Source organism: bacterium, from assembly GCA_040753085.1.
Classification (GTDB): domain Bacteria; phylum UBA9089; class JASEGY01; order JASEGY01; family JASEGY01; genus JASEGY01.
The window spans coordinates 1-26,995 of the sequence record JBFMHI010000010.1 but is presented as its reverse complement, the minus strand read 5'-3'; the positions used below and the strand labels follow the sequence as shown (position 1 = coordinate 26,995).

Genomic DNA, 26,995 nt, shown 5'->3' with positions numbered 1-26,995 from the left:
GCCCTTGAGCCTTCTTCGCTATCATAAAACATGCATATTGTAGGCATAAGATCACACCTATTATTACAGGAAAAACCGCTGTTGACATAAGTCGATAAATATAATATAATTATGGCGCAATTTTCCAAAAATTGGAGAATCCACCATAAATGAAAAAGATTCGTATTGTCTTTATTGACAAGGATTTTTCAAGATTTGCCACTTTTCCGCTGATAGGGTCATTTTTAGTTGACTTTCTCAAGCTGGATAAGCGATTACAGATATTATCTACAAAAAAACATAAAATTGTGAAATTACCTCTCAGTTATACATATTCATCGCCTTCTCTATCCCTTCGGTGACAAAGGTCATTACGGCCGAGGCAGCCCGCTCGACCGACTGCTGAATAATCTCCACTTCTTCGGGGTCAAATGCGGATAAGACATAGTCAACCATCGCTAACTGGGGCGGACACATCCCCACCCCTACCCTGAGTCGGGGGAAATCACTTCCACCTATATGCTCAATAATAGAGGCCAAACCACGATGTCCGCCACTGCTTCCCCTTGGCCGAAGGCGAATCCGTCCCACCTCCAGATCAGTGTCATCCATCACCACCAGGAGGTCAGGGCGGGAGGCTTGGTATCTATTCATCAGGCAAGCGACTGCCTTACCGCTCAAGTTCATATAAGTCCCTGGTCTGGCCAGGACGATCTTTTCTCCGGCTACTTCTCCATTACCCAACCGTGACCAGCAGCGTCTGGTATCAAGCGAGATAGCCAACTTTTTGGCCAGGAAATTAATCACCCTGAATCCAACATTATGCCGGGTAGCGGCATAACTTGAACCTGGATTTCCCAGGCCAACTATCAGCTTCATCACGCCTCTTCTTCTTCTTTCTTGCGTTCTGATATCACTTCAGGTTCTTTTTCTTCAACTTCAGGGACAACCTCCGCTTCTATCTCTCTCGGCGCAGCTATGACAGCTATTATTTGTTCTGGATCGCCCAGGAGGGCAACTCCTTCGATGGGTTTAAGATCTTTCAAATAAAGGGAATCACCCATCTGAAGGGAAGAGACATCGGCTTCAATATGTTTCGGTATCTTAGTCGGAAGACTCTCTATTTCCACTTCCCAGATCATTTGTTCCATTATACCGCCGGCTTTGACCCCGGCTGCATTTCCAATGAGTTCGACGGAGACCCTGGTCTTGATTGCCTTGTCAAGAGTAATCCGGTAAAAGTCACAGTGGAGTAATTTGCCTGTAACCGGATGAACCTGTTTTTCTTTAAGAAGAACTGTCCTTTCTGTCCCATCATCCAGCTTCAGCTGGATGATGGCATGATCTTTTGCTTCGGTAGAGAGGATATGAAAAAGATCTCTTACAGAAACCTGAAGGGGAATACCCTCTTTTCCTTCACCATACATAACAGCCGGAATAAATCCCTGTGCCCTTAACTGTTTGGCATATCCTTTGCCTGCCTCTGACCTGGAATTAGCCCTGAGTTCTAACTGTTCCATTTTAACCTCCTCTTTTTATTTCGGATTTCGGAAGGCGGATTGGTAACTACTTAGGTTATTTAGGCTGAAGACTGAAGGCTGAAGACTGAAGGCTGAAGTTCAATTATCCCGCCATGCTCGAATCAAGCAATTCAAGACCTATTCAGGTGAATAGGCGGTGAAGGCTTATCCCTAAAAGCCTTCAGTCTTCAGCCTATCTACCTAAATAACGAACTTACACTTGTCCCCTCATGTATTCGGTTAATAGCCTCCCCCAAAAGTGTAGCCACTGAGAGAGAAGTAATTTTAGGAATTTTCTTGTTATCATTAAGAGGGATGGTATTAGTTGTAATAACCTCTTTGAGTTTCGAGTTTTTGATTCGATCGATCGCTGGACCAGAAAAGACGGAATGGCTGCAGGCGGCATAAATATCTTTCCCCCCCTTTTCTTTCAGGACCTCTACCGCTTGCGTTAGAGTCCCAGCCGTATCAATCATATCATCAAGAATGATTAAATTTTTATGGGCTACCTCACCGATAACATTCATGGCTTCGGCCTCATTAGGGCTTTCTCGGCGCTTGTCAATGATGGCGATATTAGCGCCTAATCTGCCGGCCACTTCCCTGGCCCTCTCTACCCCACCGGTATCAGGCGAGACAATAACCACGTCCTCCAGTTCCTTCTTTTTAATATAATCAATCAGAATGGGGGCGGCAATGAGGTTATCAACCGGTATGTCGAAGAACCCTTGTATCTGACCGGCATGCAGGTCCATAGTCAAGACCCGGTCCGCCCCGGCATTAGTAATAAGATTAGCCACCAATTTGGAACTAATGGGCACCCGGGGTTGAACCTTCCTATCCTGTCTGGCATAACCATAGTAAGGGATAACCGCGGTTATTCGCTGGGCCGAAGCCCTTTTAACCGCATCAATCATAATCAAGAGCTCCATAAGATGGTCGTTAACCGGAGGACAGGTAGGCTGAACAATGAAGACATCGGTTGCCCGGACATTCTCATTGATTTGAACCATGACCTCTCCGTCACTAAATCTTGACACCTCAGCATTACCCATAGATATCTTCAAATAGTCACATATTTCCTGAGCAAGGCTACGATTAGCATTCCCTGAAAATATTTTCAGCTCACCTACCATTAGTAATTCCTCCCTTCAGAATATAAAACCACGAAAGAACCTGGCTCCTCGCATGGTTCTTCGTGGTTTCTTTTTTTAGAAGCCAGAAGTCAGATTTCTCTAAGTTCTGTCACCTGTCTTCTGTCCCCTGTTTTCTGTCCTCTGTCTTGGAGGCGGCGCCCGGATTTGCACCGGGGATGGAGGTTTTGCAGACCTCTGCCTTAGCTGCTTGGCGACGCCGCCTTAAAGGTTAGTGTAACAGAAAAATCCTTTCTTGTCAAAGAAAAAATTTAGGGTTTACTCCCTCCATCCAATTGAGGACCCGATATCTGTCACGCCGCTACCTTCTTTTCTCCCTCCTTTGCCTCTTTTTTCTCCTTTATCCCTTGTTCCGACTTGGCTCTCTTTTTGTATTCCTCACTTCGGTAGTCAGTAATATAAAAGCCACTCCCCTTAAAGATAAACCCTCCTCCAGGAGAGAATAATTTTCTAAGTTCCCCTTGGCACTTAGGACATACCGTGATAGGTTCTTCCGTGATACTTTGAAAGATATCAAATTTATTCCCGCAGTCCTTGCACTTATACTCGTAAGTAGGCATGTAAGATCAACCTCCCTTTCTCATTTTGGAATTTAGTTTACGCTCCCTACGATTTTTCAGGATATTCCCTACTTCTCTCCCCAATGGGGCCGGCGCCGCGTAGTCGTGAAAGAGCCGATAGCCGGCCTCAGCGATCCGCCGCCTAAGAGACGGGTCTTTCTTTAGACGCAAGATAGCCTCGGCGATAGAAGAGGAATCAGCTAAACGGCAGAACAAGCAATTTTCTCCATCGGTGAGGAACTCCCGTGAGGCCGGAGAATCAGCCGTAATAACCGGCTTGGCCATAGCCATACATTCATAAACTTTGTTGGGTATTACCCGGGCGGCCTTATCCGTGTCACCAAAAATCCCCAGACACACATCGGCCTCGGCAATATGATCAACCAACTCCTCCGGCGGGAGGAATCGAATGAAATCGATATTAGTAACCTTAAGCTCCTTAGCCAAGGAAAAAACTCGCTCATATTCATCGCCGGCCCCGATGAAACGAAATCGAATGGCCGGGTCCGACTCCAGCTCTTTAGCTGCCTTAACTACGTAGGGCAATCCGTGAAGAGGAATATACTTACCGTAGTGAATAACCAGAAAGGAATTATCCTTCTTTATTTGTTCCCGGGGATAGAAGATGGTGTCATCAGCCCCGATAAGAATCCTTCTGAATTTTGATCTGGGGACCTTAAAGGTCTTCACAAAGTAATCGATATGTGCCTCGGTATCTAACAGGACCAGATCAGCCAATTGGCAGGAAATCTTATCAGCCCAATAAAGAAACCTGGCCTTTAGCGAGCCTTCCTTAACTACCCGGCGGTCAAAGACAAGCGAGTCATAAAGAGAGAGGAAGGCATCAAAGACCACCGGGACCCCTTTAAGTTTGGCGGCTATTTTAGCCCAGAACATATCAAATTGGCCAGTATAGCCGACAAAGAGGTAGTCAACTTTTTCCGTATGCAGAAGATCCCAGATTAGTTTAGGATAAATCTTAACCAGTCGCCAAATCAAGCTCAGGCTACCCCATTTGGAAGAAGCCGCCGCCATTTTAGCGGCTGTATCCTTCCACAGCCCTGCATGACATTGAGCCACTTCAAAACCGGCCTGGGTCAGGCCAGAGATGAGTATCCTGTTCCGGGGATAATGATCATCATAAGTTCCAAAATAGCATATTTTCAAGGATTGCCTTTATCCCTCCGCCGCTTTATCTGGGCAGACTGGTGTCTGGTCGTCTGATAACCGGTAGTCTAGTGCTCTTCGTAAATGGCCGAACCTAATTATAACAAATCATAGTTAGCCTGTCAATCAGAATTATCCCCACGCCTGTAATTCAGACATAAGAGCCTTAAAAAAACTCTGTAACTATTCAGCCACAGATTTACACGGATGAAACACTGATTTTTTTGTAACCGTTCAGCCACTAAGGCACGAAGACACAAAGGGGAAAAAGTATGTGTCTTAGAGAGCAGTAGAGCCATAGAGCAGCCGTTCTGGAACTTTCAGAAAAGTCTCTAACTACTGGTCTGCTGCTCTACTGCTCTATTTTTGTGTCTTAGTGTCTTTGTGGCTGAACATTTACAACTCATTCTATTTTATCCGCGCTAATCCGTGTCAATCAGTGGCGGAATAATACCCTGAAATTTTGATTGACAAAACCCTGGGCAATGTGATAGAGTTATTAACGTTAGAAATCATTGACTGCTGTCTATCTTAGAGGCTATGCTTATTATCCCAGCCATAGATATTAAAAAAGGCCAATGTGTTCGCCTCATCCAGGGCAAAAAGAACCAGGAGACTGTCTACTCTCCTGACCCGTCAGCTATGGCCAGGCGCTGGGAGGCTCAAGGCGCCGAACTTATCCATGTGGTCGATCTCGACGGGGCCTTTGACGGACGTCCTAAGAATTTAGAGGCAGTGAAACAAATACTGGCAGCCATTAATATCCCTATTCAGCTTGGTGGAGGTATCCGAGACATAAGCACCATTGAGGCGCTGATTAACTTAGGTGTAGCCAGGGTTATTTTAGGAACGAAGGTAATCACTGACCCGGATTTGATAAAGATGGCTTGCGACCGATTTGAAGACAGGATAGTAGTCGGAATAGACGCCCAGGATGGATATGTAGCTATTCGAGGCTGGCAAGAGGTAACGGCGTCGAAAGCAATTCCCTTAGCCCATCAGGTTGAAGCAATGGGCGTTTCCCGAATAATCTTTACCGATATTGCCAGAGATGGTTGTATGAGCGGTCCTAATTTTGCCTCTATTGAAAAAATGGTCAAGGGTGTTCATCTTGAAATTATTGCCTCAGGAGGCATATCTGCTCTTGAGGATATTAAGAAGCTAAAAAGGATTGGCGTGGCAGGATGCATCATCGGCAAGGCCCTTTATGAAGGCCGGTTCGACCTTAAGGAAGCCGTATCAGTAGACAGTGAATAGTAGACAGTAACTACTCAGCCACTAAGACACTGGGCCAATAGCCAAATAGCCAATAGGCAATAGGCAATAGGCAGCAGGTATAAATGCCCTATTGGCTATTGCCTAATGGCTTCTGTAATCTTAGTGCTTTCGTGTCCTTGTGGCTGAGTAATTACCTGTAAAAAAGAGCTATGGAGAAGGAAAAAGAAGTTAAGGAGTTGCTCAAAAAAGGTAAACAAAAAGGATATGTTACTCACGAAGAAATTCACGAAATATTTCCTGAGGACAGCTCCCATTTGGAAGTAGAAAATCTTTTAGCCCAATTGGAAGAAATGAAGATTGCGGTAGTGGATAACCCGGTCGTAGCCACCGAACCAGAGCCTTCTTATTATATTGAAGATCCGGTCAAGATATATCTTAAAGAAATAAGTCAAATACCTCTGCTTACCGCCCAAGAGGAGATAGAACTAGGCAAGGAGATAAAAACAGGTGAAGACGAGATCGTCACTATGGAGAAAGACCTCCACCTATCATCGGATAAGGTAAGAATTTTATTTAAGGAGTGGAAAGGGGGGGCCTTAAGACAGGCTGATCTGCCGCCAAGCCTTAAGAATATGTCCAATGATGAGTTGGAACGCACGGCCTTACAGATTGAATTATTACAGGATAAAGTTCGGCAGGCCAAGCGAAAATTTACAGAGGCTAATCTCAGATTGGTGGTCAATGTAGCTAAAAAATATGCCAGTGACAAACTCTCCTTTCTTGATTTGATTAATGAAGGGAATTTAGGATTAATGAGGGCGGTGGATAAGTTTAACTATCAAAGCGGCTACCGGTTTAGCACTTATGCCATCTGGTGGATCAGACAGTCTATTATCCGGGCCTTAGCCGATAAAGGAAGAATGATCAGACTCCCTGTACCGATTATCGAGATGATTAATAAGTGTATGAAGGTTACCAGAGAGCTTTCTTATGAATTGGGGCGGGAACCGGCCTGGGAAGAGATTGCCGCCAGAATGGAGTTACCCGTCTCTAAGATCATTGAAATCGTAAATACGGCTGAGGATGCCCAATCCTTAGAGACTCCCCATGGTTTTGAATCTGAAGGTGAATTGGGAGATTATGTTGAAAATAAGGAATCACTTTCTCCCACGGGCGCCACCTTTTTAAAAATGCTCAGACAGAGTTTGGAGGAGCTTCTTGAGGGTCTGAGTCAAAGAGAACAAGTAGTTCTCCGTCTTCGTTATGGTTTGGAAGGCGGGAAGCCGTATATTTTAGAAGAGATAGGCAAGAGACTCGGCGTAACCCGGGAACGTGCCCGGCAAATAGAAGTAGCTGCTATTCAGAAACTTCGGCACAAGAAGATCAGTACCGCTTTGAGGGATTTCTTAATCGAGTAGGAAGGAGTAGGATTTGGAGCTTTATCAACTTGCTGCCCATGAGATTCATCAGTTGCTGCAAAAGAAGGAAGTAACCTCTGAAGAGGTGACGAGGGCGGTCATCTCCAGGATAGAAGAGGTAGAGCCAAAGATAAATGGATATATCGAGACTAACTTTGATCTGGCCCTGGACATGGCCCGGGAAGTAGATAACCGGATAGGGTGTGGGGAGGAGATCAGACCTTTGACCGGCCTGCCTGTGGCCATCAAAGATAACATGTGTCTTCGCGGAATTCCCACCACTTGTGGTTCAAATATCCTGGCCCCCTTTAAACCACCTTATGAGGCGACCGTGGTAGAACGACTCAGGCAAGAGGGTGTAGTCTTTATTGGTAAGGCCAATATGGACGAATTTGCGATGGGTTCATCCACCGAGACCTCCTTCTTTGGGCCGACCAAGAATCCGTGGGACCTCTCTGCCATTCCGGGCGGTTCCAGTGGTGGCTCAGCCGCGGTGGTGGCGGCAGATGAGGCCATAATTGTCCTGGGTTCTGATACAGGGGGGTCTATCAGACAACCCTCAGCCTTATGCGGCGTGGTTGGGCTTAAGCCGACTTATGGCCGGGTTTCCCGTTATGGTCTGGTCGCTTTTGCCTCTTCTCTGGATCAAATTGGTCCTATTACTAAAGATGTGTACGATGCAGCCTTAACCATGAATGTTATAGCCGGTTTTGATCCCCAAGATTCCACCTCTCTGAATTACCCGGTTCCGGATTATACCAAAGCCCTTATGCCTGACCTATCAGGGATGAAACTGGCTTGGCCCAAGGAATACTTTGGCGAGGGTATAGAGAAAGGGGTTAAAGAAAAGATAGAGGAGGCATGTCAGGTCATTAAAAGCCTCGGGGCAGAGATAGAGGAGGTTTCGCTTCCCCACACTGACTATGCCGTAGCCACTTACTACCTGATTGCCACGGCTGAAGCGAGTTCTAATCTGGCCAGGTATGATGGGGTTAAATACGGTTATCGGGCCGGGGGAGATAACAATCTGGCGGATATGTATCGTTTAACCCGTAAAAAAGGGTTTGGCCCAGAAGTGAAGCGGCGGATAATGTTGGGCACCTATTGCCTGTCCAGCGGCTATTATGATGCCTACTATCTGAAGGCGCAAAAGGTTAGAACCTTAATCAAGGCCGACTTTGAAGAGGTCTTTAACCGCTTTGATCTGGTCATTACCCCGACTTCCCCCACCGTAGCCTTTAAATTGGGAGAAAAACTGGATGATCCACTCCAGATGTATCTCTCGGATATTTTTACCATCTCAGCTAATTTAGCCGGAATACCAGCTATATCTATTCCCTGTGGATTTGTCGAAGATTTACCGGTGGGGCTTCAGATGCTGGCTCCACCCCTGGGTGAAGAGAAATTACTCCAAGCCGCTTATGCTTATGAACAACAGACGGATTTCCACCGGAAAAAGCCAATAGGCATTAGCCAATAGCCCCTTTGGTCCTTTTGGTCCTTTTGGTCCTTTTGGTCCCTTTGGTCCTTTTGGTCCCTTTGGTCCCTTTGGTCCTTTTGGTCCTTTTGGTCCTTTTGGTCCCTTTGGGTTAAAGGACCAAAAGGACCAAAGGGACTCTTGGCCATTGCCTATTTAGGAGAGGAGAAAGATGATTCAAGATATCAACAGACTTAATACCTTACTGGAGATGAGCAATATTGTCTATTCTACCCTTGAGTTTAACTCAGTAGTGAATTTAGTTCTTAAAACCGTCTCTGAGGCTTTAAAGGCCGATGCCAGCACTCTTTTGTTAATGAATCGGGATCATCATCTCTATTTTAGGGTAACAGAGAGAGGTGAAGAGGTGAAAAGTCTTGAACCCAGGATGGGAGAAGATGTAGAGGCCTGGGTGGCCACCTCAGGTGAATCCGTCCTTATTCCTAAAAGGGATGATTTAGGACGATTCAGTGACCGATTAAAGAAGGTAATGGATTTTAAAATCGGTTCTCTCCTTTGTATTCCTTTAGTCATGGAAGATAAACTAATCGGATCCATAGAAGTGGTCAACAGGGAAGGAAAAGCTATCTTTACTGAGATAGAAGAAGATTTTCTGAAAGAGATCGCTAATTGCGTGGTCGGTTCTATCAGAAATGCCAAACTTTACGCTAAGGCCACTGAAGAAAATAAGGGACTAAAGGAAATCCTGGAGATTAAACATACTATCATTGGTGAAAGTAGATCAGTAAAGGAGACTTTAAACTTGATCGGAAAGGTCTCCAGCACCCGGGCCACGGTATTAATCAACGGAGAGACCGGGGTGGGCAAGGAATTAGTGGCCCGGGCTATTCACGAAAGCAGCCCGGTAAAAGATGGACCCTTTGTGGAGATCAACTGTGCGGCTATTCCGGATACCCTGCTTGAATCTGAACTCTTTGGCTATGAAAAAGGAGCCTTTACCGGGGCTACTTATACCCGTAAGGGGAAATTTGAATTAGCCGATGGGGGCACTCTGTTTCTGGACGAGGTTGGTAATATGTCCCTTATGGCCCAGGCCAAGATACTGAGGGTTATCCAGGAGAAAAAGTTCGAACGGGTGGGTGGTCAACGGATGATCAAGACCGACACGCGGATCATTGCCGCCACTAATATTGATCTTTTAGAGGCCATAAAGGAAGGTAAATTTCGAGAGGACCTCTACTACCGGTTAAATGAAGTAAATATTTACCTTCTTCCGTTGAGGGAAAGAAAAGAGGATATTCCTCTTTTGATTGAGCATTTCATCGAGGAATTTAATGCGGAACTCCAGCGAAAGGTGAAAAGGGTTTCCGATGTGGCCCTCAAGCACCTGATGGGATATGAGTGGTTTGGAAATATCAGGGAACTTAGATCAGCTATTAAGCGGGCTATGATTTTAATGGAAGGCGATGTGATTCACCTGGAACACTTACCCTTTGAGGTGCGTTTTGTCAGCGAGGAAGTAAATGGGGCCGTCATTCCGGCTCTGGAAGATGTGGAACGGGAACATATCCTCAAGGCCCTGGAATACACCGACTGGAACAAAAGCCAGACCGCCCAGCTTTTGAAAATATCCCGGCCGACTCTGGATAAAAAGATCAAGGGTTACGGGCTTACTCGGAGTAAAGAATCAGAAGGAAGGAGGTAAGTGGCTTTGAGAAAAATTATCGTCTTAATTTGGCTGTTAAGCTTCTCAGCCGCCTTTTTGGGCTGTGCCAGGGTAAGACCTATCCTGCCCCTGGAAGCTGAACCGGCAAAGTTGGCCTGGCTTTATGCCTCTCTAACCGAGCCCCTGGATAAGATTGACAGTTCTGCCGTGGCCGGAAAGCGTATTGTGATTGATCCGGGGCATGGAGGGCGATTCCCTGGGGCGGTTGGCTCAGGAGGGGTAACAGAAGCAGAAGTCAATTTAGGCGTCGGGCTTTATCTCTGGGGTCTACTGGAGGAGGCCGGGGCCGAGTCGACTTTAACCAGAACCGCTGACACCCATTTGGCTGAGGTCCAGAAGGAGGATCTTCAGGCCAGGGTAGATATCACCCAAAAAGCTGAGGCCGACATCTTTATCTCCTTACATCACAACGCTGATATTGTGCCCGACTCGCAGAAGAATCAGATTGAGACCTATTACAAGATGGATGATCCAGGCCCCTCCCTTGATCTGGCTCACACTGTGCATCGCCACCTGGTGCGTAATCTCGGCATTAAGGAAAATAAAATCCTGGCCGGAAATTACTATGTCCTTCGGCACAGCTCGGCCAGAGCCGCTCTCCTGGGTGAGGCCTCTTATCTTTCCAATAAGTGGGTGGAGGAGAGACTCAGATTGGCTGCCGCGCAAAGGCTTGAGGCCGGGGCATATTTCCTGGGACTCTGTGATTATCTCTCTAAGGGTATCCCGGAGGTGGTCGAAATAACGCCGTCTGATGAAACAGTCACGGAGGCAATGCCTCGGATTTCAGCCACCATTAAAGACGGCCCCGGTGGAGCTGGAATAGACCCTGCTTCTATCAGGTTAAGACTGGATGGCCAGATAGTTAATCATCATTACCTGCCGGAAGCCGGTCAGATTATTTACATCCCGCCGGACCCGTTGACCAACGGGGAGCATCGGATAAGCATAGATGCCCGAAATCTGAAAGGCAATGCCCTAAGGACTGTCTCAACCTTTTTCACCGTTGACCTGCCGCCGCAAAGTCTGGAATTTACCTTCGATCCCCCCATTCTTCCCCCTGACGGCCAGACTCAAATAGTGGTTATCGCGGTAGTCAAGGACAAATACGGACATCCCATTCGGGATGGATCGATCATCCAGTTCCAGGTTAGCCAAGGCCACTTAAGCTCAGACACGGCCGCTATCCTAAAGGGAGAGGCCATCACCTATCTGAGCGCTAAGAATAGAGGGGCCATTTCGGTCAGGACCTCTTTTAAAGACCTGGCCGCGGAAAGGCAGATTGCCTCCCATTACCCGACTAATTTTGCCCTGGTAAGCGGATTTGTTCAAGATGGGCTGGACAATAATCCGGTTAAGGGGGCGGTGGTAGTATTAGATGACGAAAGAATCGTCTATGCCAATCGGGATGGTTTCTTTTCCCTGCCTGATGTGCCGCCTGACAGACACGTATTTTCAGTAAGTAGTAACGGCTACATCCCTGTTAAGATTGACCTTGACCTCAAGAATCAGGAGAGCAAGAGGCAAGACCTACCCCTCCTTCCTGTAGGCAGAGGTGTTTTGAAAGGCCAGGTTTTTGTGGTTGATCCGGAGTTTGGCGGAGGAGAATCAGGGGCGATTGGACCTACCAGTATGCGGGCCTCGGATGTTAACTTAGTCGTAGCCAGGTATCTGAAAGACTATCTGGTCAGAGCCGGGGCCAAGGTTTTCCTCACTCGGGAATTTGATGTGACCACCCCCCTCCTGGAGCGGGTTAAACTGGCTAATGCCGTGGAGGCAGACCGGTTTGTTTCCATAGGACATGGAGATTCCTCTAATCCAGCCTTAAATTTCACCTACACCGCCCACTATCCCAATTCCAAATTAGGTGTTCCTCTGGCCAAAGCCGTGCAGGCACATCTGGTGGAAGCCCTAGGGTATGAAGATCAGGGAGATAAGGATAGTTCTGCTTATTGTCTGGTACAAACGGCCTGTCCGGCTATTTACACCCATGCCTCCTTGATCACCCACCCGGAAGAAGAGACACGGTTGAGCAGCCCGATCTACAATCGAAAAGAGGCTTATGCTATCTACAATGGTATCCTGGCCAGCTATGGACTGACTAATCACGATACTGCCTCCCTGATCGGCCAGGTGCTTAATAAGAAGGGAGAGCCTGTGGCTAATGCCCTGGTAACCGTAGATGATTACCTGATGCTTCAAACAGGGGAAGACGGGGTATTTCGTTTTCTCTATCTGGAGCCGGGTAACCACCGCCTTAAGGTCGAAGGCCAGGGATTTGCCGGCGTAGAAAAGACAGATGTTATTTTGCAGGCTGGAGAAAAAAAGCAGGTAGATGTGATAATAATTAATTACTAATCTCTTCGTAAGTGTTCAGCCACAAAGACACTAAGACACAAAAATAGAGCAGTAGAGCAGCAGAGCAGTAGTTAAAGACTTTTCCGAAGGTTCCAGAACTGCTGCTCTATTGCTCTACTGCTCTACTGCTCTCTAAGACACATACTTTTTCCCCTTTGTGTCTTTGTGCCTTGGTGGCTGAACGGTTACATAAAATCAACGCTCAATTTTATCCAAGAGCGTTCAAAACAAGAAAGGAGAGGAAGACATGCAAAAGACCTGTAAGTTGTTTATCGTAAGTGTGTTTGTGGGGGCGGCCCTGTGCGCTCCGGCTAAGGGCGATAGCCTCCTCATTGACGCTGCTACAGGCGTCACCTGGGGGGACTTTACGGTGGAGGACGTGACGGCTGATGTGGAGACCACCTACTTTAATCCGGCTGTCTCGCTGGAATATTCTTTCGGAGAGGATAAGAACTTCACCTTCGCCGTTGGCGTTGGCTACAGCCAGAGCGGAAACGACTTCGTCGGCGAGTGGGATGGTTCTGAAGGAAAGCACAGTAAAGGGGAGGTGACCGTAGACCGCAATATATTTGACCTCTATGGGCGTTTTTGGGCCAGTCCTAACTTTAATCTGCGATTTGGATACCGGTATTTCAAATATGAATTCAGCGACGGCCTTCTGGAAAAGACCCAGTATGGGACACTTATCGAGAAAGCCGAGAACGCTGAGGCCACCGGTGACCTGAGAAAAGGACTGGATCTGGAGGCTAATTTTATTGGAGGTAAAGACATCTATGTTCGACTTGGTCTGGGCTACAGCTACTTCATCGACGCAGAGTATGACTGGGAGTATGAGCGTACCAAGTATCCCGGCGACCAGAAGGACCGCAACGAGGGGAGCGCTACCCACACTGCCCACGGCGTGAGAATCGTGCCCGAGGTCGCCGTTAAGTTGGCTGACAACCTGAGGCTTTGCCTGGACTACCGTCTGGCGGCCTCTATCTGGGAGGGAACCACGGATCAGGCGGATATTGAGGACTGCCCCGGCGTGGATATATACAGTGCCTTTGGGGTTGGGATTGAGTATCTATTTCCATTAGGAAAAAGGTAGGATAGGAGTAGATAAAGTAATGATCCAATCATTCCTGGCCAGGGATAAGGACAAGACGCTGGAGCCTAAGCGGAAATCGTTGGAGTTTATGGTGGCACACGGAGGCCGTGATATAAAGGAGGAATCGAAAGGTTGACAGAAAAGTTTAAATTCGATGAAAAAGGACTTATCCCGGCCATAATTCAGGATGAAGACTCGGATGAAGTCCTTATGCTGGCCTATATGAATAAGGAATCGCTGGCGAAGACAATAGAAACAGGGAAGACTCATTTCTGGAGTCGGTCACGGGATAAACTCTGGCTTAAAGGAGAGACCTCAGGAAATTACCAGTTTGTTAAGGAGATTTATTATGATTGCGACTACGATACCCTTTTGATTAAGGTTGACCAAAAGGGGGTGGCCTGTCATACTGGCGAACGATCTTGTTTCTACCGATCTCTCTCTGAAGAAAAAGTTGAGTTGCCTGATAGCGCTAAGATTATAAAAGAATTAGCTAAGGTTATCCAGAAGCGAAAAGTCAATCCCCAAAAGGGTTCTTATACCTCACATCTTCTTAAGGAGGGACAAGATAAGGTGCTTCAGAAGATCATCGAAGAGGCAGGTGAGGTTTTAGTTGAGGCAAAGAACGAAGCTCAGGAAAGAATTGTATCTGAAATGGCTGACCTCTGGTATCACTGTCTTGTCCTCCTGGCCTGGCATGACATTGAATTGTCCGATCTCTTCAAGGAGTTAACCAGGAGACGACGAAAGCATAAAGGTGAAAAAGTAGAACAGAAAGCTGAAACCCTGGAGCACCCTGATCATAATCATACTAACTGGTGGGAGTAAATATTAGCGCGGCGAAGCCGCCACCAAACAAGCCTCGATGCTCGATGCTCGATCCTCGATACTCGATGCTCGAGGCTCGAGCATCGAGTATCGAGGATTGTTAAAATGAGTTTAAACCCTTTATTGTCTTTGCTGGACAAGTCAGCCGGGTTCAAGGCCCTGCAGACTGATCTCTCCTCAAATATCCCTATTGGTCTCACGGGCTTAGCCGGTTCAGGCAAGGCCTTTCTGGCCGCCAGATTAGGAACCGACCAGTCTTGTCTCTTCATTCTTCCCACTTCGGAAGAGGCCGAGGCCTTAGCGGAGGATATTGCTGCCTTTAATCCCAATGCCTTTCTATATCCTGACTGGGAGATTCTGCCGTATGAATCAGCTTCCCCCCATTTGGATCTGATTGCCGAACGGATTTTGGCCTTAACAGCCCTTCTTGAGAAAAGGAAAGGCATCGTGGTCACCCATCCCAGGGCGCTGATGCAAAAGACCATCCCGGCCGAATCCTTAATAGAGGCTACTCTTCATCTCTCCAAAGGCCAGGAGATAGATCGGGAGGATTTGATTAAAGGACTGATTGAGGCCGGGTATACCAGGCAGGATATGGTGGAACAAAGGGGGGAGATAAGTGTCCGGGGTGGGATCATCGACCTCTTCCCCCCTCAGTATCTTCCCGCTCAAAGACAAGACCTTCCTATCAGAATAGACTTTTTTGGTGATTGTATTGAAGAAATTCGCTGTTTTGATCCTCAAACCCAACGCTCTACTACTCATCTTAAAGAGATAACTATCCTTCCGGTTAGGGAGGTTATTATGACTGAGCCCATCCTTGAGCGAGTAGAAAAACTCGGCCTGCCGGCTTCCGGTACCGGCCTAGAACAGTACCTTCCTCTGCTTTATCCTGAAGCCGGCACCATCCTGGACTATCTTCCCGAGAAAGGACTTATCATCGTAGATGAACCATCCTCCTTCAAGGAAGAGGTGAAAAAGGTAGAGGCAGAAGTGCGGGAGCGCTACAGAACCCAGATTGAAGTCAAAAACCCATCCGCCCTCCCGGGTACCCACGAAGTGGGTGCACAAGCCGAAATCTGCAAGCCGCAGCAGATGATTGGCCGACTCAAAGAGATTCAGGAAAAGACAGCTAGCTATCCCTCTATTCATATCTCTCTCTTAGGTGATGACCTGGATGGGAAGAAACGGTTAGACTGGGCGGTTCAGTCCATTACGACTAAACCGAGCGGGGCCAAACAGACCTTTGAAGAGGTCAGGGGCTGGTCTAAGCAAGGCTATCAAGTGGTGGCGGTGGTCGGCTTTGAAGGCCAGGGTGAAAGGCTGCGCCAGATTCTGGAAGAGATGGAGTTATCCGGGTTAACTATTGCTACGGCCCGATTAAGGGTTGGTTTCCTTTTTCCTGAGATTAAACTGGCCCTTATTACCGAGCACGAAATATTCGGCTATCCCCAGGCCAGACGAAAGAGACGATTCGTCTCTGAAGAGAGTGCGCCCCTGGAAAGCATAACTGAACTCAAGAAAGGAGATTATTGCGTCCATATCAACTATGGTATCGGGAGGTACTTAGGGATAGAGAACCTGGTGGCCGCCGGATACCGAAGGGACTTTCTGAGCATCGAGTATGCTGAGGGAGATAAGCTTTATGTCCCCTTTGACCAATTAGATCTGGTTCAAAAATATATCGGCAGCGAAGACAATCCGCCCCTTATTTACCGTCTGGGCGGCCGGGCCTGGGATAAGCTCAAACTGAGGGTGAAGCGTTCCATCCAGAATATGGCCAAAGAACTTCTGGAGCTTTATGCGGCCCGGGCAAGCCTGCCGGGTCATAGCTTTACCAAAGATACACCCTGGCAGAGGGAGTTTGAAGCAGGCTTTATCTATGAAGAAACCCCAGATCAACTTCGGGCCATTGAAGAGATCAAACAGGACATGGAAAAGGATCGCTCTATGGACAGGCTTGTCTGTGGAGATGTAGGTTATGGGAAGACAGAAGTAGCCATCAGGGCGGCCTTTAAAGCCATTATGGACGGCAAACAGGTGGCGGTGCTTGTGCCGACCACCATCTTGGCTCAGCAGCATTTTGCTACCTTTAGTGAGAGGTTTAAGGCTCATCCGGTAAATATCGATGTCCTTTCCCGATTTAAGACCAAAGGTGAACAGACGGAAATTATGGCCAAACTGCGCCGGGGGGAATTGGACATTGTTATCGGCACTCACCGCCTTCTTCAGAAGGATATTCAATTTCGAGACATTGGTCTGATCATTGTGGATGAAGAGCAGCGGTTTGGGGTGGCCCACAAGGAAAAGCTGAAGGCCTTGAGACGAATGGTTGACTGCCTTACTTTAACGGCCACGCCTATCCCCCGCACCCTCTATATGTCCCTTATGGGGGTCAGGGATATAAGTCTCATTAACACCCCCCCACTGAATCGGCTCCCCATTAAAACCCATGTGGCTCCCTTTAACCCTGAAACGGTTCGTGAAGCCGTGCTCAGGGAGATGGACAGGGGAGGACAGATCTATTTCGTGCATAACCGGGTGGAAACCATTGACGCCTTTGGAAATCATCTGGCTGATATTGTGCCGGAAGCCAGGATGGCTATTGCTCATGGTCAAATGCGCGGACGGGAGTTGGAACGGGTTATGTTAGACTTCCTCCACCATAAATTCGACCTTCTCCTTTCCACTTCTATCATTGAGTCTGGCCTGGATATTCCCTCGGTAAATACCATCATTATCCATCAGGCCCATCGATTCGGTTTGGCCCAGCTTTACCAGCTCCGGGGACGAGTCGGCCGGGCCAGCCACCAGGCTTATGCCTATCTCTTTTATCCTTCTAAGCTCACCCTTTCAGGTGCGGCCAGGAAACGGCTGGCGGCGCTCAGGGAGTTCACTGACTTAGGCTCAGGGATCAAGATCGCTATGCAGGATTTAGAAATCAGAGGGTCCGGAAATATTTTAGGCCGGGAGCAGCATGGTGAGATGATGGCGGTTGGTTTTGATCTCTACTCCCAACTTCTTGCCCAGGCCGTGGCCGAACTAAAAGGGGAACCAGTGGAAAAAGAAGCGCCTCTCCCTACCGTAGACATTCCCGGTGATGCCTATATCCCGGATGAATATATCCCTGATCCCAAACAGCGTTTTGCCATCTACAAACGTATTGCCGGGGTAAAAACCAGGGATGATTTAGTCGAAACAAAAGAGGAGCTTACCGATCGTTTCGGACGGATACCGGAGGTAGTAAACAGGCTCCTGGAAGTTATGCAGCTCAGGATCTCAGCCAAGGAAGCCGGGGTATCAAAAATCGGTAAAGAGGACGGATACATTAATATTTGGTTTACCCACCCGGAACAGGCGGCCCCTAAGATCTTGGAAGTCCTTAAAGTATATCCCCATGCCCTTAGACTAAATCCGAAGCGGCCTGATATGCTGACCATTACTAATCCTGACGAAATAACCGTGCTTAGAAAGGTGCTTCGGCTTTTAGCCTATCTACCTGTAACCGTTCACCTCACCACGGAGACACAGAGACACTGAGAAAAATCTAAAGGACAAGTCTCTTAATGAGGTCTTTGTCGTTCAAAATTTAGACCACGCCAATTGAGTTCATGACAAAGGCATTCTTCGTAGGCTGACTTTAATAAACCAGGGCCTAAATACCTATGAACTTCTATTGTTGACCCAATTATTTGCTCTGTAAGTACTTTTTCTAAAATCATTCGACCTGTGAAATAGGTTTATACAAATATCCCCCAATTTATTTAAGCCTATTTCACAGGTCGAAATCATTCTCCGTGTCTCTGTGGTGAACGATTACGAAGGCTGCTTCAGCCTTCAGCCTCTCAACCTAAAACTGATAAATCGAAAGTTCTGTAACCTCAAGTCTTAAGAGATTTTGCAATAGCAATGCAAATTTGTCTTGACAATTGGCTTGTTATATGATACCATAATGGACAATGGAGAATAAAGATACTATTTATATTCCTCGTCAAATTGAAAAGACCATAGTTGAATTAGCCAAACAATTTCCTGCGGTTGTATTAACCGGTCCCAGACAATCGGGAAAGTCTACTCTGCTATTGAATCTCTTTGGCAAAACACACAAAATCATTTCCTTTGATGATCCTTTGGTAAGAGAAAGGGCCATCTCTGACCCAAAATTTTTCTTAGAGGGGATTTCGGATGATATAATCTTCGACGAAATCCAATATGTTCCTGAGATCCTTCCTTACCTAAAGATAGCCATTGATAAAGAGAGGCAAAGGAGGGGTCGTTTTATTCTGACGGGTTCTTGCCAATTCAATCTGATAAAAAATCTAACTGAGACATTAGCTGGTCGGATTGGTATTCTGGTATTATTACCATTTACTAAAGGAGAAAAGGAACTTATTCCCAATATTAAATCCAGATTAATCACCTCCCAGGACCATTTTATTCATAGTTGTCTGTTTGGTTCTTTCCCTGAGGTTTCTATTCATACAGGGATAAATCCTGTTAATTGGTATGCAGGTTATGTCTCAACATACTTAGAAAGGGATATTCGCACCCTTTACAACATAGGAAGTTTGAGGGAGTTCCAGAGATTCTTACAATTATTGGCGAGTCGCTGTTCTTCTATTCTTAATCTAAGTAGTCTATCAAATGATTTAGGTGTTTCGGTAAATACTGTTAAAAAATGGGTTTCTGTTTTAGAGGCAAGCCACATAATCTTTCTGCTTCCTCCTTATTATCAGAATATAGGGAAAAGGATAACCAAGAGTCCAAAGATATATTTCTTAGAGTGTGGGTTTATTTGTTATCTGACCGGTTTAAAAGACGAGGAGCATTTGTTAAAAGGGCCTTTAGCAGGAGCACTCTTTGAGAATTATTGTATTCAGGAGACGGTCAAGTTCTTCTTAAATCAAGGCTTAAAACCAAATATCTTCTACTTAAGGACACACAATGGCTTGGAGATAGACCTAATTATAGAGAAGGAGATGACTCTCTACCCAATTGAGTTTAAGATGACGAAAACACTTAATCTTGGGATGAAAAGACCAATAGAAAGGTTCAAGAGGTTATTCTCTAAATTAAAGATTGCTCAAGGACGAATAATATCCTTAAGCGATGAGGAATGGACTCCTCTATCAAAAGATGTTGTAGGACAAAATATAGATGAATACCTTAAGGAACTAAACCAAACTTTGAACATTCTGCATTGAGATATTCGCAGAATGTCGCCTACCTGTTTGTATTCACGAAGTTAGGGGAGGCAATTTCCCCTGTCTGAGTGCGGGTATGCCCAGGCAGACGAAGGGTTTAGTTAACTTCGCTCCATTGCAAAAAGCATCTATGTAAAGAAAAGTCGTAACTATTCAGCCACTAAGGCACAAAGATTACAAATGATAGCACACGGATTGCACGGATGAAACGGATTGACACGGATAAAAATTTATTAAAAAAATCCGTGAGAATCCGCCAAAATCTGGGTCATCCGTGGGCTATTCCATTATTCTCTTCGTGGCTTTGTGGCTGAATAGTTACGGTATAATTATCTTATGCCTCCGATAATGCGGTTTTTCTTGCCATCACTTCTGGACATTGTTTTAGTGGCCGTTTTTATAATTTCCCTGAGTCCGATAAGAGATTACGATACCTGGTGGCATCTCAGGGCCGGTCAGGACATCATTTCATCCGGGGGCATCCCGCGTCAAGACCCTTACTCATATACGGCCGCCGGTAAGCCCTGGGTGGCTCACGAATGGCTCAGTGAGGTCATTTTTGCCGGGGTTTATTCCAAGGGCGGTTTCCCCCTCCTTATCTTCCTGAAGGCCCTGGTCATCACCGTGACCTTTGGCCTGCTGGGCACTATCCTGCTCAGAAAAGGACTCTCTATCCTGGGGACCGTAGCCTTGCTTTCCTTAGCCGTTATTTCTTCCACCAGTTTCTGGTTAGACAGACCTCAGATATTTACCTTTTTATTCTTTACTTTCTATCTCCTTGTGTTAGAAGGGCATCGCCAGTCGCAGAAAATTCTACCCTTGTTTTTACTTCCCTTACTGATGATCTTCTGGGTTAATCTGCATGGAGGCTTTGTCATTGGCTTAATCACGGTGGTAAGCTACCTTATTGGCCAGTACCTCTCCTTTTGGTCCAAGAAAAGAGAGGCCTGTGCCGGGGAAGGGATAAAAACAGCCTCTTCGGAGTCGGGTAAGTGGCTTCTGCTCATCAGCTTTGCGGTGTTAGCGGCCTCTCTTTTTAATCCTCAAGGGCTTAAAATCTTCTTCTTTGTTTTTAAAACAGTCACTACTAAATCTTTTATGACTCATATCAGTGAATGGCAGGCCCCTGATCTCCAGAGCTGGTGGGGATACCGGATCTTTATCTTTCTGTGCATTATACTTCTGGCCTTAAGATCAAAAAAGATAGCCCCCTCCCTGGGCCTGCTGTTTTTAGCTACCCTTCACCTCTCCTTGACTTCGCTCCGGAATATCCCCTTTTTCGTGTTCACGGCTACCCTAGTGATAGCCGATCTCTGGCCTGCCCTCACCAGGGAAACGGCTCAGCTAAATCAGGCAGACTCTGAAAATAAAGGGCCTTTAGCCAGGGTAATTAGATTATGGTTCAGATCTTTCTCCTCAAACCTGACCCAACTTACCCTGCTTTGTAACAGGCATCTCTTACCGGTCATATTCTTTCTGGCCACAGGGTTAATCTTCAGCCTCTATCCTAATCTGAAATGGGGGGCGCTTGACCTGGGTTCCGGTGTAGAGGAAAAAAATTATCCCTTAGGCGCGGTAAAATTCATTCAGGAAGAAGGTTTAGCCGGCCGGTTCTTTCATCCCTACCATTGGGGAGGGTATCTTATCTTTCGACTTTATCCCGAACACAAGGTCTTTATTGACGGCCGGGCCGATATGTATGGAGAGGAGTTCTTTAATGAGTACCGAAGGCTCTACCACGGCCGGGAAGGCTGGCGGGAAGCCTTGGAAAAATATAACATCAAATTTATCTTACTGGACAAGAAGGCCCCCCTGACCTCTGTCCTGAAGGAGACATCAGACTGGGGGGTTATCTTCTCTGACCAGGATTCGATTATATATCAGAAGACAGAGGTTAGAGGTCAGAGAACAGATACAACGGTTAGGAGAAACTAATAATGAGCGACCAATCCGCCATCCCGGGTACCCACAAAGTGGGTGAGCCATCCACTCTCCTGAAGGTAGAAGACCTAACCACCTATTTTCATTTAGACGAAGGCCTGGTCAGGGCGGTCGATGGGGTCAGCTTTACCGTGAACCAGGGCGAGACCCTGGGGATTGTGGGCGAGTCAGGCTGTGGTAAGAGTGTAACCTCCCTTTCCATTATGAGGCTTATTCCCAACCCTCCTGGCCGGATTGAAAAAGGGAAAATCTACTTTAAAGGTCAGGATCTGCTTTGCCTCTCAGAATCGGAGATACGAAAGATCAGGGGAAAAGAAATAGCTATGATCTTTCAGGAACCGGTGGCTTCCCTTAATCCTGTCTTTACTGTGGGCCATCAGATATCTGAAGCCATCAGGCTTCACGAGGGGCTTTCTAAAGGCCAGGCCTACGAAAAGGCCATCGAGATGCTAAAGCTGGTGGGTATCCCTTTACCGGAAGAGCGAATAAAGGATTATCCTCATCAACTAAGCGGCGGGATGTGTCAGCGGGTGATGATAGCCATGGCCCTATCTTCGCACCCCTCCCTGCTCATTGCTGATGAGCCGACGACAGCCCTGGACGTGACCATTCAGGCTCAAATTCTGAAACTACTTGGCAGTCTTCAAGAAAAACTAAGCATGGCTATTATTCTGATTACCCATGATTTGGGAATAATAGCCGAGACGGCTGATCGGGTGATGGTGATGTATGCCGGGAAAGTGGTCGAATACGCCCCGGTTTTGGAGATATTTGAGAGACCAAGGCATCCTTATACCTTAGGATTGCTGAAATCTATGCCCCGACTGGGTCAAAAGGTAGATAGGTTGCCGGCTATTGAAGGGGTAGTGCCTAATCCGGCTCATTTGCCGCCAGGCTGCTCCTTTCACCCCCGCTGCCCCTACGTCTTCGATCTCTGTGCCAGGGAGAAACCGAAGTTAAGGCAAGTAGTCGAGGGGCATTGGATAAGATGCGGCCAAGATATCTAAGATGAAGGTAGGCCTACTATTTTCCGACCTGTATGGTTAGGTTGTAGACTACTGACGCTGAAAGCGTCGAATTTTAAATAGCCGTAGATGTAATCTACGGAAATAAATCGCAGCGTTCGACCCTGCAAGGGTCGAATATTATATAGAATTCAACCCTTTCAGGGTTGAGATGTTCGTAGCTGTTTCGCCTTCCGCAGGTTTCACCTGTGGTTATGTAAAATTCAAACCTTTCAAGTTTGCAGGGAATTGCTTGTAATCTCTAACCATACAGGTCGATAGTTTCTCCCTGAGGGAAAAAACTTGACAAAGTGGCTACTTTTAGATATTATAGGGGTAGTTGACTGTTGGCTACGGTGGCGCAGTGGTCTCTGCGTTTCTGCGGCCAGCACATGCTGGTGGGTAATCACCGGTAACCAAATTACTTAAAGGAGGAGTTCTTTTATGAGGAAAAGTTGGCTTGGTGTTTTGATGAGTGGGTTGATGTTATGTCTAATAACATCAGAAGTGGCTTTGGCGGCAGGCACGCCGGCGGTGCCCGCCCTTCGATTTGGAGTGGGGGGAAGGGCCAGTGGTATGGGGGAGGCCTTTGCCGGTTTGGCGGATGATGCGGAGGCCATCTTTTACAATCCGGCCGGATTGAGCCACTTAAAGAAACGAGAGTTTATAGGTGTATATTCTCCTTTACCGGTAGAAGGTGGAGAAGATAGCGATATGTCTCAAATTTACCTGGCTTACGCTCACCCTTTCCATAAGTGGGGAACCTTAGGGGTGGGAATATTTAGAATGAATGTAGGCGAAATAGAAACCAATGACGAGTATGATCCGATAACAGGCCAGTATAAAAACCTATCTGTTATTGACATTTACGAAGATACTTATATCCTTTCGTATAGTTACCCGCTAATGGAGGAACTTTTTATGGGTATTAATGGAAAGTATATTTATAGTCATCTGGGTGAAAATTTTGCAGGAAAAGCCGGGGCGCTTGATTTAGGTCTTCTTTGGCATACGCCTCTTAAGGGCCTGGCCATAGGGGTGAATTGGGAAAATGAGGGAGAAGAGATGAGGTATGAAGACGAACCACAGTCAGACCCTCTTCCCGGTAATCTGCGATATGGCTTCTCTTATAAGGCCTGGGAAGATAAGAATAATAGGGTTATCGTAGCCGGCGATATCAATAAATATCAGGTTGAAGACCGGGTGCCTATAAACTTTGGAATAGAATGGGATATAGCCGACAGCTTATTTGTCCGGCTGGGCTATTTTAATAAGGATGGTAGGTTTGATGGATTAAAGTGGGAAAAGGCGGAAAGTCAAGAGGATAGAAAGGGGTCAACCTGGGGATTTGGCCTGAAATATGGCTCTTTCCAGTTTGATTTTGCCTCAGTCCCCGGAGGGGGACCGTATGAGAGGATAAGCCGAGCCGCTCTTTCGGCGAGTTTCTGATTAGTCCGAGAGTAGATGGGGCGGCAGTGACGAGTTTAGCCTTCAGGGGGACGTTGGTGTAGCCAGTAAAAAGAGTGTAACCGTTCAGCCACAGATGCACACAGATGAAACACGGAAAATCCGTGAGCCGTGTCCGTGATTCGGGTCTGTCCTTAGGCTGTAGGGACAACCCTTGTGGTTGTCCGTCTACGGAACGGATATGGACAAGCACGGACAGGGACAAGCCCTGTCCCTACACTTCCGCCTTCTGTCCTGTGTTATTTATCCGTGCTAATCCGTGCAGCTATACCTGCAGGGATTACGCTATGATTGAATACAAAGGTTATATCGGTATGGTCGATTTCGATCCCGAGATCGACTCATTTCATGGAACAGTGATCAATACAAACGACGTGATCACATCTTACGGATCGTCGGTAGCGGACCTTCGGGAAGAAATGCGGAAGTCGGTTGAAGAGTACCTTGAGTTTTGCCGAGAACAAGGGAGAAAACCAGAGGAACCATCAAGGAGCGCAGGATAAATGCGGTGTCTTATTACGGGAATTACCGGTTTTGTGGGAAGTCATTTAGCCGATTATTTACTTGAGCGTGATGAGGTGGAAGTCTTTGGTATGGATCGCTGGAGGAGTCGAACTGAAAATATTGAACATCTTGGGGTTCGAGTAAAGATTATTGAGGGGGATATTAGAGACGCCACCAGCATGAGGAAGATTATTGAGGAGGTGAGGCCGGATCGCATCTTTCATTTAGCGGCCCACAGCGTGGTGTCTTCCTCCTGGGACACGCCGGCTGAGATCATAACCACCAATATTATAGGTAACTTGAATATACTGGAAACGGTTCGACAGTTGGGTCTGCCCACCCGGATACAGGTGGCCTGTTCGGCTGAAGAGTATGGTTTTGTTCACCCCTATGAAGTCCCTATCACGGAAGAGAATCCCCTCCGTCCCTTAAGCCCCTATGCCGTCAGCAAGGTCGGCCAGGACTTGCTCAGTTATCAATACTTTATGAATTATGGGATCGAGGTAGTTCGAACCAGGGCCTTTAATCATACCGGCCCCAGACGGGCAGAGAGCTTTGTGGCCTCTAACTTTGCCAAACAAATAGTTATGGTGGAGAAAGGTTGGGTAGAACCTGTCTTATATGTGGGTAATTTAGAGGCCAGGCGAGATTTTACTGACGTCAGAGATATGGTCAAGGCTTATTGGTTGGCCTTGGAACGTGGCCAATCAGGGGAGGCATACAACATCTGCTCAGGGAAGGCTTATACCATTAAGGAAATCCTGGATATGCTGCTTGATATGGCTAAGGTTCATATTGAGATAAGACAGGACCCAAAACGGATGAGACCTTCTGATGTCCCTATCCTGTTAGGGGACAACTCCAAGTTTTGCCGACAAACCGGCTGGAAACCTGAAATACCGTTTGAGACTACCTTAAGAGACCTTTTAGAATACTGGCGAGAGAAGATTCGGGTAAAAGATTTCGACCTGGGCAACGGCTCTATAAACCGCTGAAGCGGTTACTTTAACTCTATTAATTCCCCACCCGATAAATGGGGGTGCTATTCTCAACCTCCTTGAGTTTAGCACCCTGATTTATCAGGCTGACGTGAACAAGATAATATAAGTCAAATGCTCTTTTTCTCCTCTATCTTTTTTCTCTCTCTGTTTCTTATCTTCTACACCCAGATGGGCTATCCTCTTCTTTTACATTTGATTATAGCCTGGCGCGGGGAAAAACAAGTGAAAAAGGAGGCGATTACACCTTTTGTCACCCTCTTGATTCCTGCCCATAATGAAGCCAAGGTTATCGGGGAAAAGATCGAAAATAGTCTTAACCTTGACTATCCCAAGAAAAAGCTCCAGATCCTGGTGGCCAGTGATGGTTCGACTGATGGGACAGATGAGATAGTAAAGAGCTATCAGGGGCAGGAGGTCTCACTTAGTATTAACCGCGGGATTCGGGGTAAGATTTCAGCCATAAATAATGCTGTTCCGGCGGCTAAAGGCGAGATTATTGTCTTCTCTGATGCCGCCGAGATGTATCAACCCGATGCCTTAAAACAATTGGTCAAGAATTACGCTGATCCAGAAGTGGGGTGCGTCAGCGGCGAGACAAGAACCGTCTATGAATCGGACACCTCGGTGGGCAAGAGTGTAAGTTCTTACTGGAAATATGAATACTACTTGAAACAATTAGAGTGTGCCGCTTCAGGGACTACCCTGGGAGCAGCCGGGGCCATCTACTCGGTTCGGAAGGAACTTTATCCATATCCGCCTAATTATATTATCGCCGACGATTTAGTCATCCCTCTTAAGGTTATTGAACAGGGCTATCGGGTTATATCTGATCCGGAGGCAATCGCCATTGAACGGGTAAATCAGGCCCAGGTAGAATTTGGCCGGCGGGTAAGGAATATCGCGGCGAACTATCAGGCGCTCTCTTATTTAGACGGCTTCCTTAATCCCTTCAAGAGAGGGCTTATCTCGATAGAGTATATCTCCCATAAATTCTTTCGGGTCCTGCTTCCCTTCTTTGTCCTGGCGGTCTTGATCTCCAATTTATGCCTGCTTCATATCCTTCTCTTTAAGATTCTTTTTATAGGCCAGATACTATTTTATCTAAGCGGCGCTCTTGGTTGGTTATTTCAAGGTCTGGGCAAGAAAATAAAGATATTCCAATTTCCTTACTTTTTTTGTGTAGCTAACCTGGCGGCCTTAGTCGGATTTTTTAAATACCTCTTTGGGACCCAGAAAACCGCCTGGAAAGGAAATTAGTCCACAGATAACAGACGACGATGAGGAGATATCTGGGCTTGTAACCGTTCAGCCACAGATGCACACAGATGAAACACGGAAAATCCGTGAGCCGTGTCCGTGATTCGGGTCTGTCCTTAGGCTGTAGGGACAACCCTTGTGGTTGTCCGTCTACGGAACGGACA

20 protein-coding genes and 1 tRNA gene are annotated in these 26,995 nt (G+C 46.8%); 14 read left to right on the top strand and 7 right to left on the bottom strand.

The annotated features are described in order from the left end of the window. Positions 1 to 300: 300 nt before the first annotated feature. The 6 genes from pth to AB1797_02485 all read right to left on the bottom strand — a co-directional run bounded on the left by pth (position 301) and on the right by AB1797_02485 (position 4,380). Complete coding sequence (pth, locus tag AB1797_02510) at positions 301 to 858, bottom strand: aminoacyl-tRNA hydrolase (GenBank protein MEW5766488.1); 558 nt, start codon at positions 856 to 858, stop codon at positions 301 to 303. Continuing rightward, a complete protein-coding gene (locus tag AB1797_02505) occupies positions 858 to 1,499 on the bottom strand; it encodes a 50S ribosomal protein L25 (GenBank protein ID MEW5766487.1) in 642 nt (213 codons plus the stop codon). Before AB1797_02505 ends, pth begins: the two co-directional genes overlap by 1 nt. 197 nt (positions 1,500 to 1,696) lie before the next feature. Beyond that, complete coding sequence (locus tag AB1797_02500) at positions 1,697 to 2,635, bottom strand: ribose-phosphate pyrophosphokinase (GenBank protein MEW5766486.1); 939 nt, start codon at positions 2,633 to 2,635, stop codon at positions 1,697 to 1,699. A 147-nt stretch (positions 2,636 to 2,782) separates the two neighbouring features. Further along, positions 2,783 to 2,857 (bottom strand) — tRNA-Cys (locus tag AB1797_02495). Between the two features lie 89 nt (positions 2,858 to 2,946). Then, positions 2,947 to 3,213 carry an FmdB family zinc ribbon protein gene (locus AB1797_02490; protein MEW5766485.1) on the bottom strand — a complete coding sequence of 89 codons (267 nt, stop codon included), beginning with the start codon at positions 3,211 to 3,213 and terminating at the stop codon, positions 2,947 to 2,949. Between the two features lie 6 nt (positions 3,214 to 3,219). Beyond that, the gene (locus AB1797_02485) at positions 3,220 to 4,380 is read right to left on the bottom strand and encodes a glycosyltransferase family 4 protein (GenBank protein MEW5766484.1); all 1,161 of its coding nucleotides are present in this window, start codon (positions 4,378 to 4,380) and stop codon (positions 3,220 to 3,222) included. 540 nt (positions 4,381 to 4,920) lie between these two features. Here AB1797_02485 and hisA point away from each other — a divergent pair. From hisA to mfd, 8 genes are all read left to right on the top strand, one after another. Next, complete coding sequence (hisA, locus tag AB1797_02480) at positions 4,921 to 5,637, top strand: 1-(5-phosphoribosyl)-5-[(5-phosphoribosylamino)methylideneamino]imidazole-4-carboxamide isomerase (protein ID MEW5766483.1); 717 nt, start codon at positions 4,921 to 4,923, stop codon at positions 5,635 to 5,637. Positions 5,638 to 5,807: 170 nt separating this feature from the next. Beyond that, positions 5,808 to 7,016, top strand: a complete 1,209-nt coding sequence (locus AB1797_02475; protein ID MEW5766482.1) for a sigma-70 family RNA polymerase sigma factor — start codon at positions 5,808 to 5,810, stop codon at positions 7,014 to 7,016. A gap of 13 nt (positions 7,017 to 7,029) precedes the next feature. After that, complete coding sequence (gatA, locus tag AB1797_02470) at positions 7,030 to 8,496, top strand: Asp-tRNA(Asn)/Glu-tRNA(Gln) amidotransferase subunit GatA (GenBank protein ID MEW5766481.1); 1,467 nt, start codon at positions 7,030 to 7,032, stop codon at positions 8,494 to 8,496. A gap of 169 nt (positions 8,497 to 8,665) precedes the next feature. After that, entirely contained in the window at positions 8,666 to 10,159 is a 1,494-nt protein-coding gene (locus AB1797_02465; GenBank protein ID MEW5766480.1) for a sigma-54-dependent Fis family transcriptional regulator, read from the top strand. A 6-nt stretch (positions 10,160 to 10,165) separates the two neighbouring features. Next, positions 10,166 to 12,535, top strand: a complete 2,370-nt coding sequence (locus AB1797_02460; protein ID MEW5766479.1) for an N-acetylmuramoyl-L-alanine amidase — start codon at positions 10,166 to 10,168, stop codon at positions 12,533 to 12,535. Positions 12,536 to 12,782: 247 nt separating this feature from the next. Then, a complete protein-coding gene (locus tag AB1797_02455) occupies positions 12,783 to 13,625 on the top strand; it encodes a hypothetical protein (protein ID MEW5766478.1) in 843 nt (280 codons plus the stop codon). 123 nt (positions 13,626 to 13,748) lie between these two features. Further along, a complete protein-coding gene (hisIE, locus tag AB1797_02450) occupies positions 13,749 to 14,453 on the top strand; it encodes a bifunctional phosphoribosyl-AMP cyclohydrolase/phosphoribosyl-ATP diphosphatase HisIE (GenBank protein MEW5766477.1) in 705 nt (234 codons plus the stop codon). 105 nt (positions 14,454 to 14,558) lie between these two features. Then, a complete protein-coding gene (gene mfd / locus AB1797_02445) occupies positions 14,559 to 17,993 on the top strand; it encodes a transcription-repair coupling factor (GenBank protein MEW5766476.1) in 3,435 nt (1,144 codons plus the stop codon). Between the two features lie 23 nt (positions 17,994 to 18,016). Here mfd and AB1797_02440 read toward each other — a convergent pair whose 3' ends face one another. Further along, entirely contained in the window at positions 18,017 to 18,175 is a 159-nt protein-coding gene (locus AB1797_02440) for a GxxExxY protein (GenBank protein ID MEW5766475.1), read from the bottom strand. 237 nt (positions 18,176 to 18,412) lie between these two features. Between AB1797_02440 and AB1797_02435 the strand changes: the two genes are divergently transcribed. The 6 genes from AB1797_02435 to AB1797_02410 all read left to right on the top strand — a co-directional run bounded on the left by AB1797_02435 (position 18,413) and on the right by AB1797_02410 (position 26,831). Then, on the top strand, positions 18,413 to 19,657 hold the full coding sequence (locus AB1797_02435) for an ATP-binding protein (protein ID MEW5766474.1): 1,245 nt from the start codon (positions 18,413 to 18,415) through the stop codon (positions 19,655 to 19,657). A 336-nt stretch (positions 19,658 to 19,993) separates the two neighbouring features. Then, positions 19,994 to 21,592: a hypothetical protein gene (locus AB1797_02430; protein MEW5766473.1), complete on the top strand. Its 1,599-nt coding sequence runs from the start codon at positions 19,994 to 19,996 to the stop codon at positions 21,590 to 21,592. Between the two features lie 2 nt (positions 21,593 to 21,594). Next, entirely contained in the window at positions 21,595 to 22,605 is a 1,011-nt protein-coding gene (locus tag AB1797_02425; protein ID MEW5766472.1) for an ABC transporter ATP-binding protein, read from the top strand. A 441-nt stretch (positions 22,606 to 23,046) separates the two neighbouring features. Beyond that, complete coding sequence (locus AB1797_02420; protein ID MEW5766471.1) at positions 23,047 to 24,051, top strand: PorV/PorQ family protein; 1,005 nt, start codon at positions 23,047 to 23,049, stop codon at positions 24,049 to 24,051. 521 nt (positions 24,052 to 24,572) lie between these two features. Then, positions 24,573 to 25,568, top strand: coding sequence for a GDP-mannose 4,6-dehydratase (locus AB1797_02415; GenBank protein ID MEW5766470.1), 996 nt, complete (start codon positions 24,573 to 24,575; stop codon positions 25,566 to 25,568). A gap of 117 nt (positions 25,569 to 25,685) precedes the next feature. Beyond that, the gene (locus AB1797_02410) at positions 25,686 to 26,831 is read left to right on the top strand and encodes a glycosyltransferase family 2 protein (GenBank protein MEW5766469.1); all 1,146 of its coding nucleotides are present in this window, start codon (positions 25,686 to 25,688) and stop codon (positions 26,829 to 26,831) included. Positions 26,832 to 26,995: the final 164 nt, after the last annotated feature.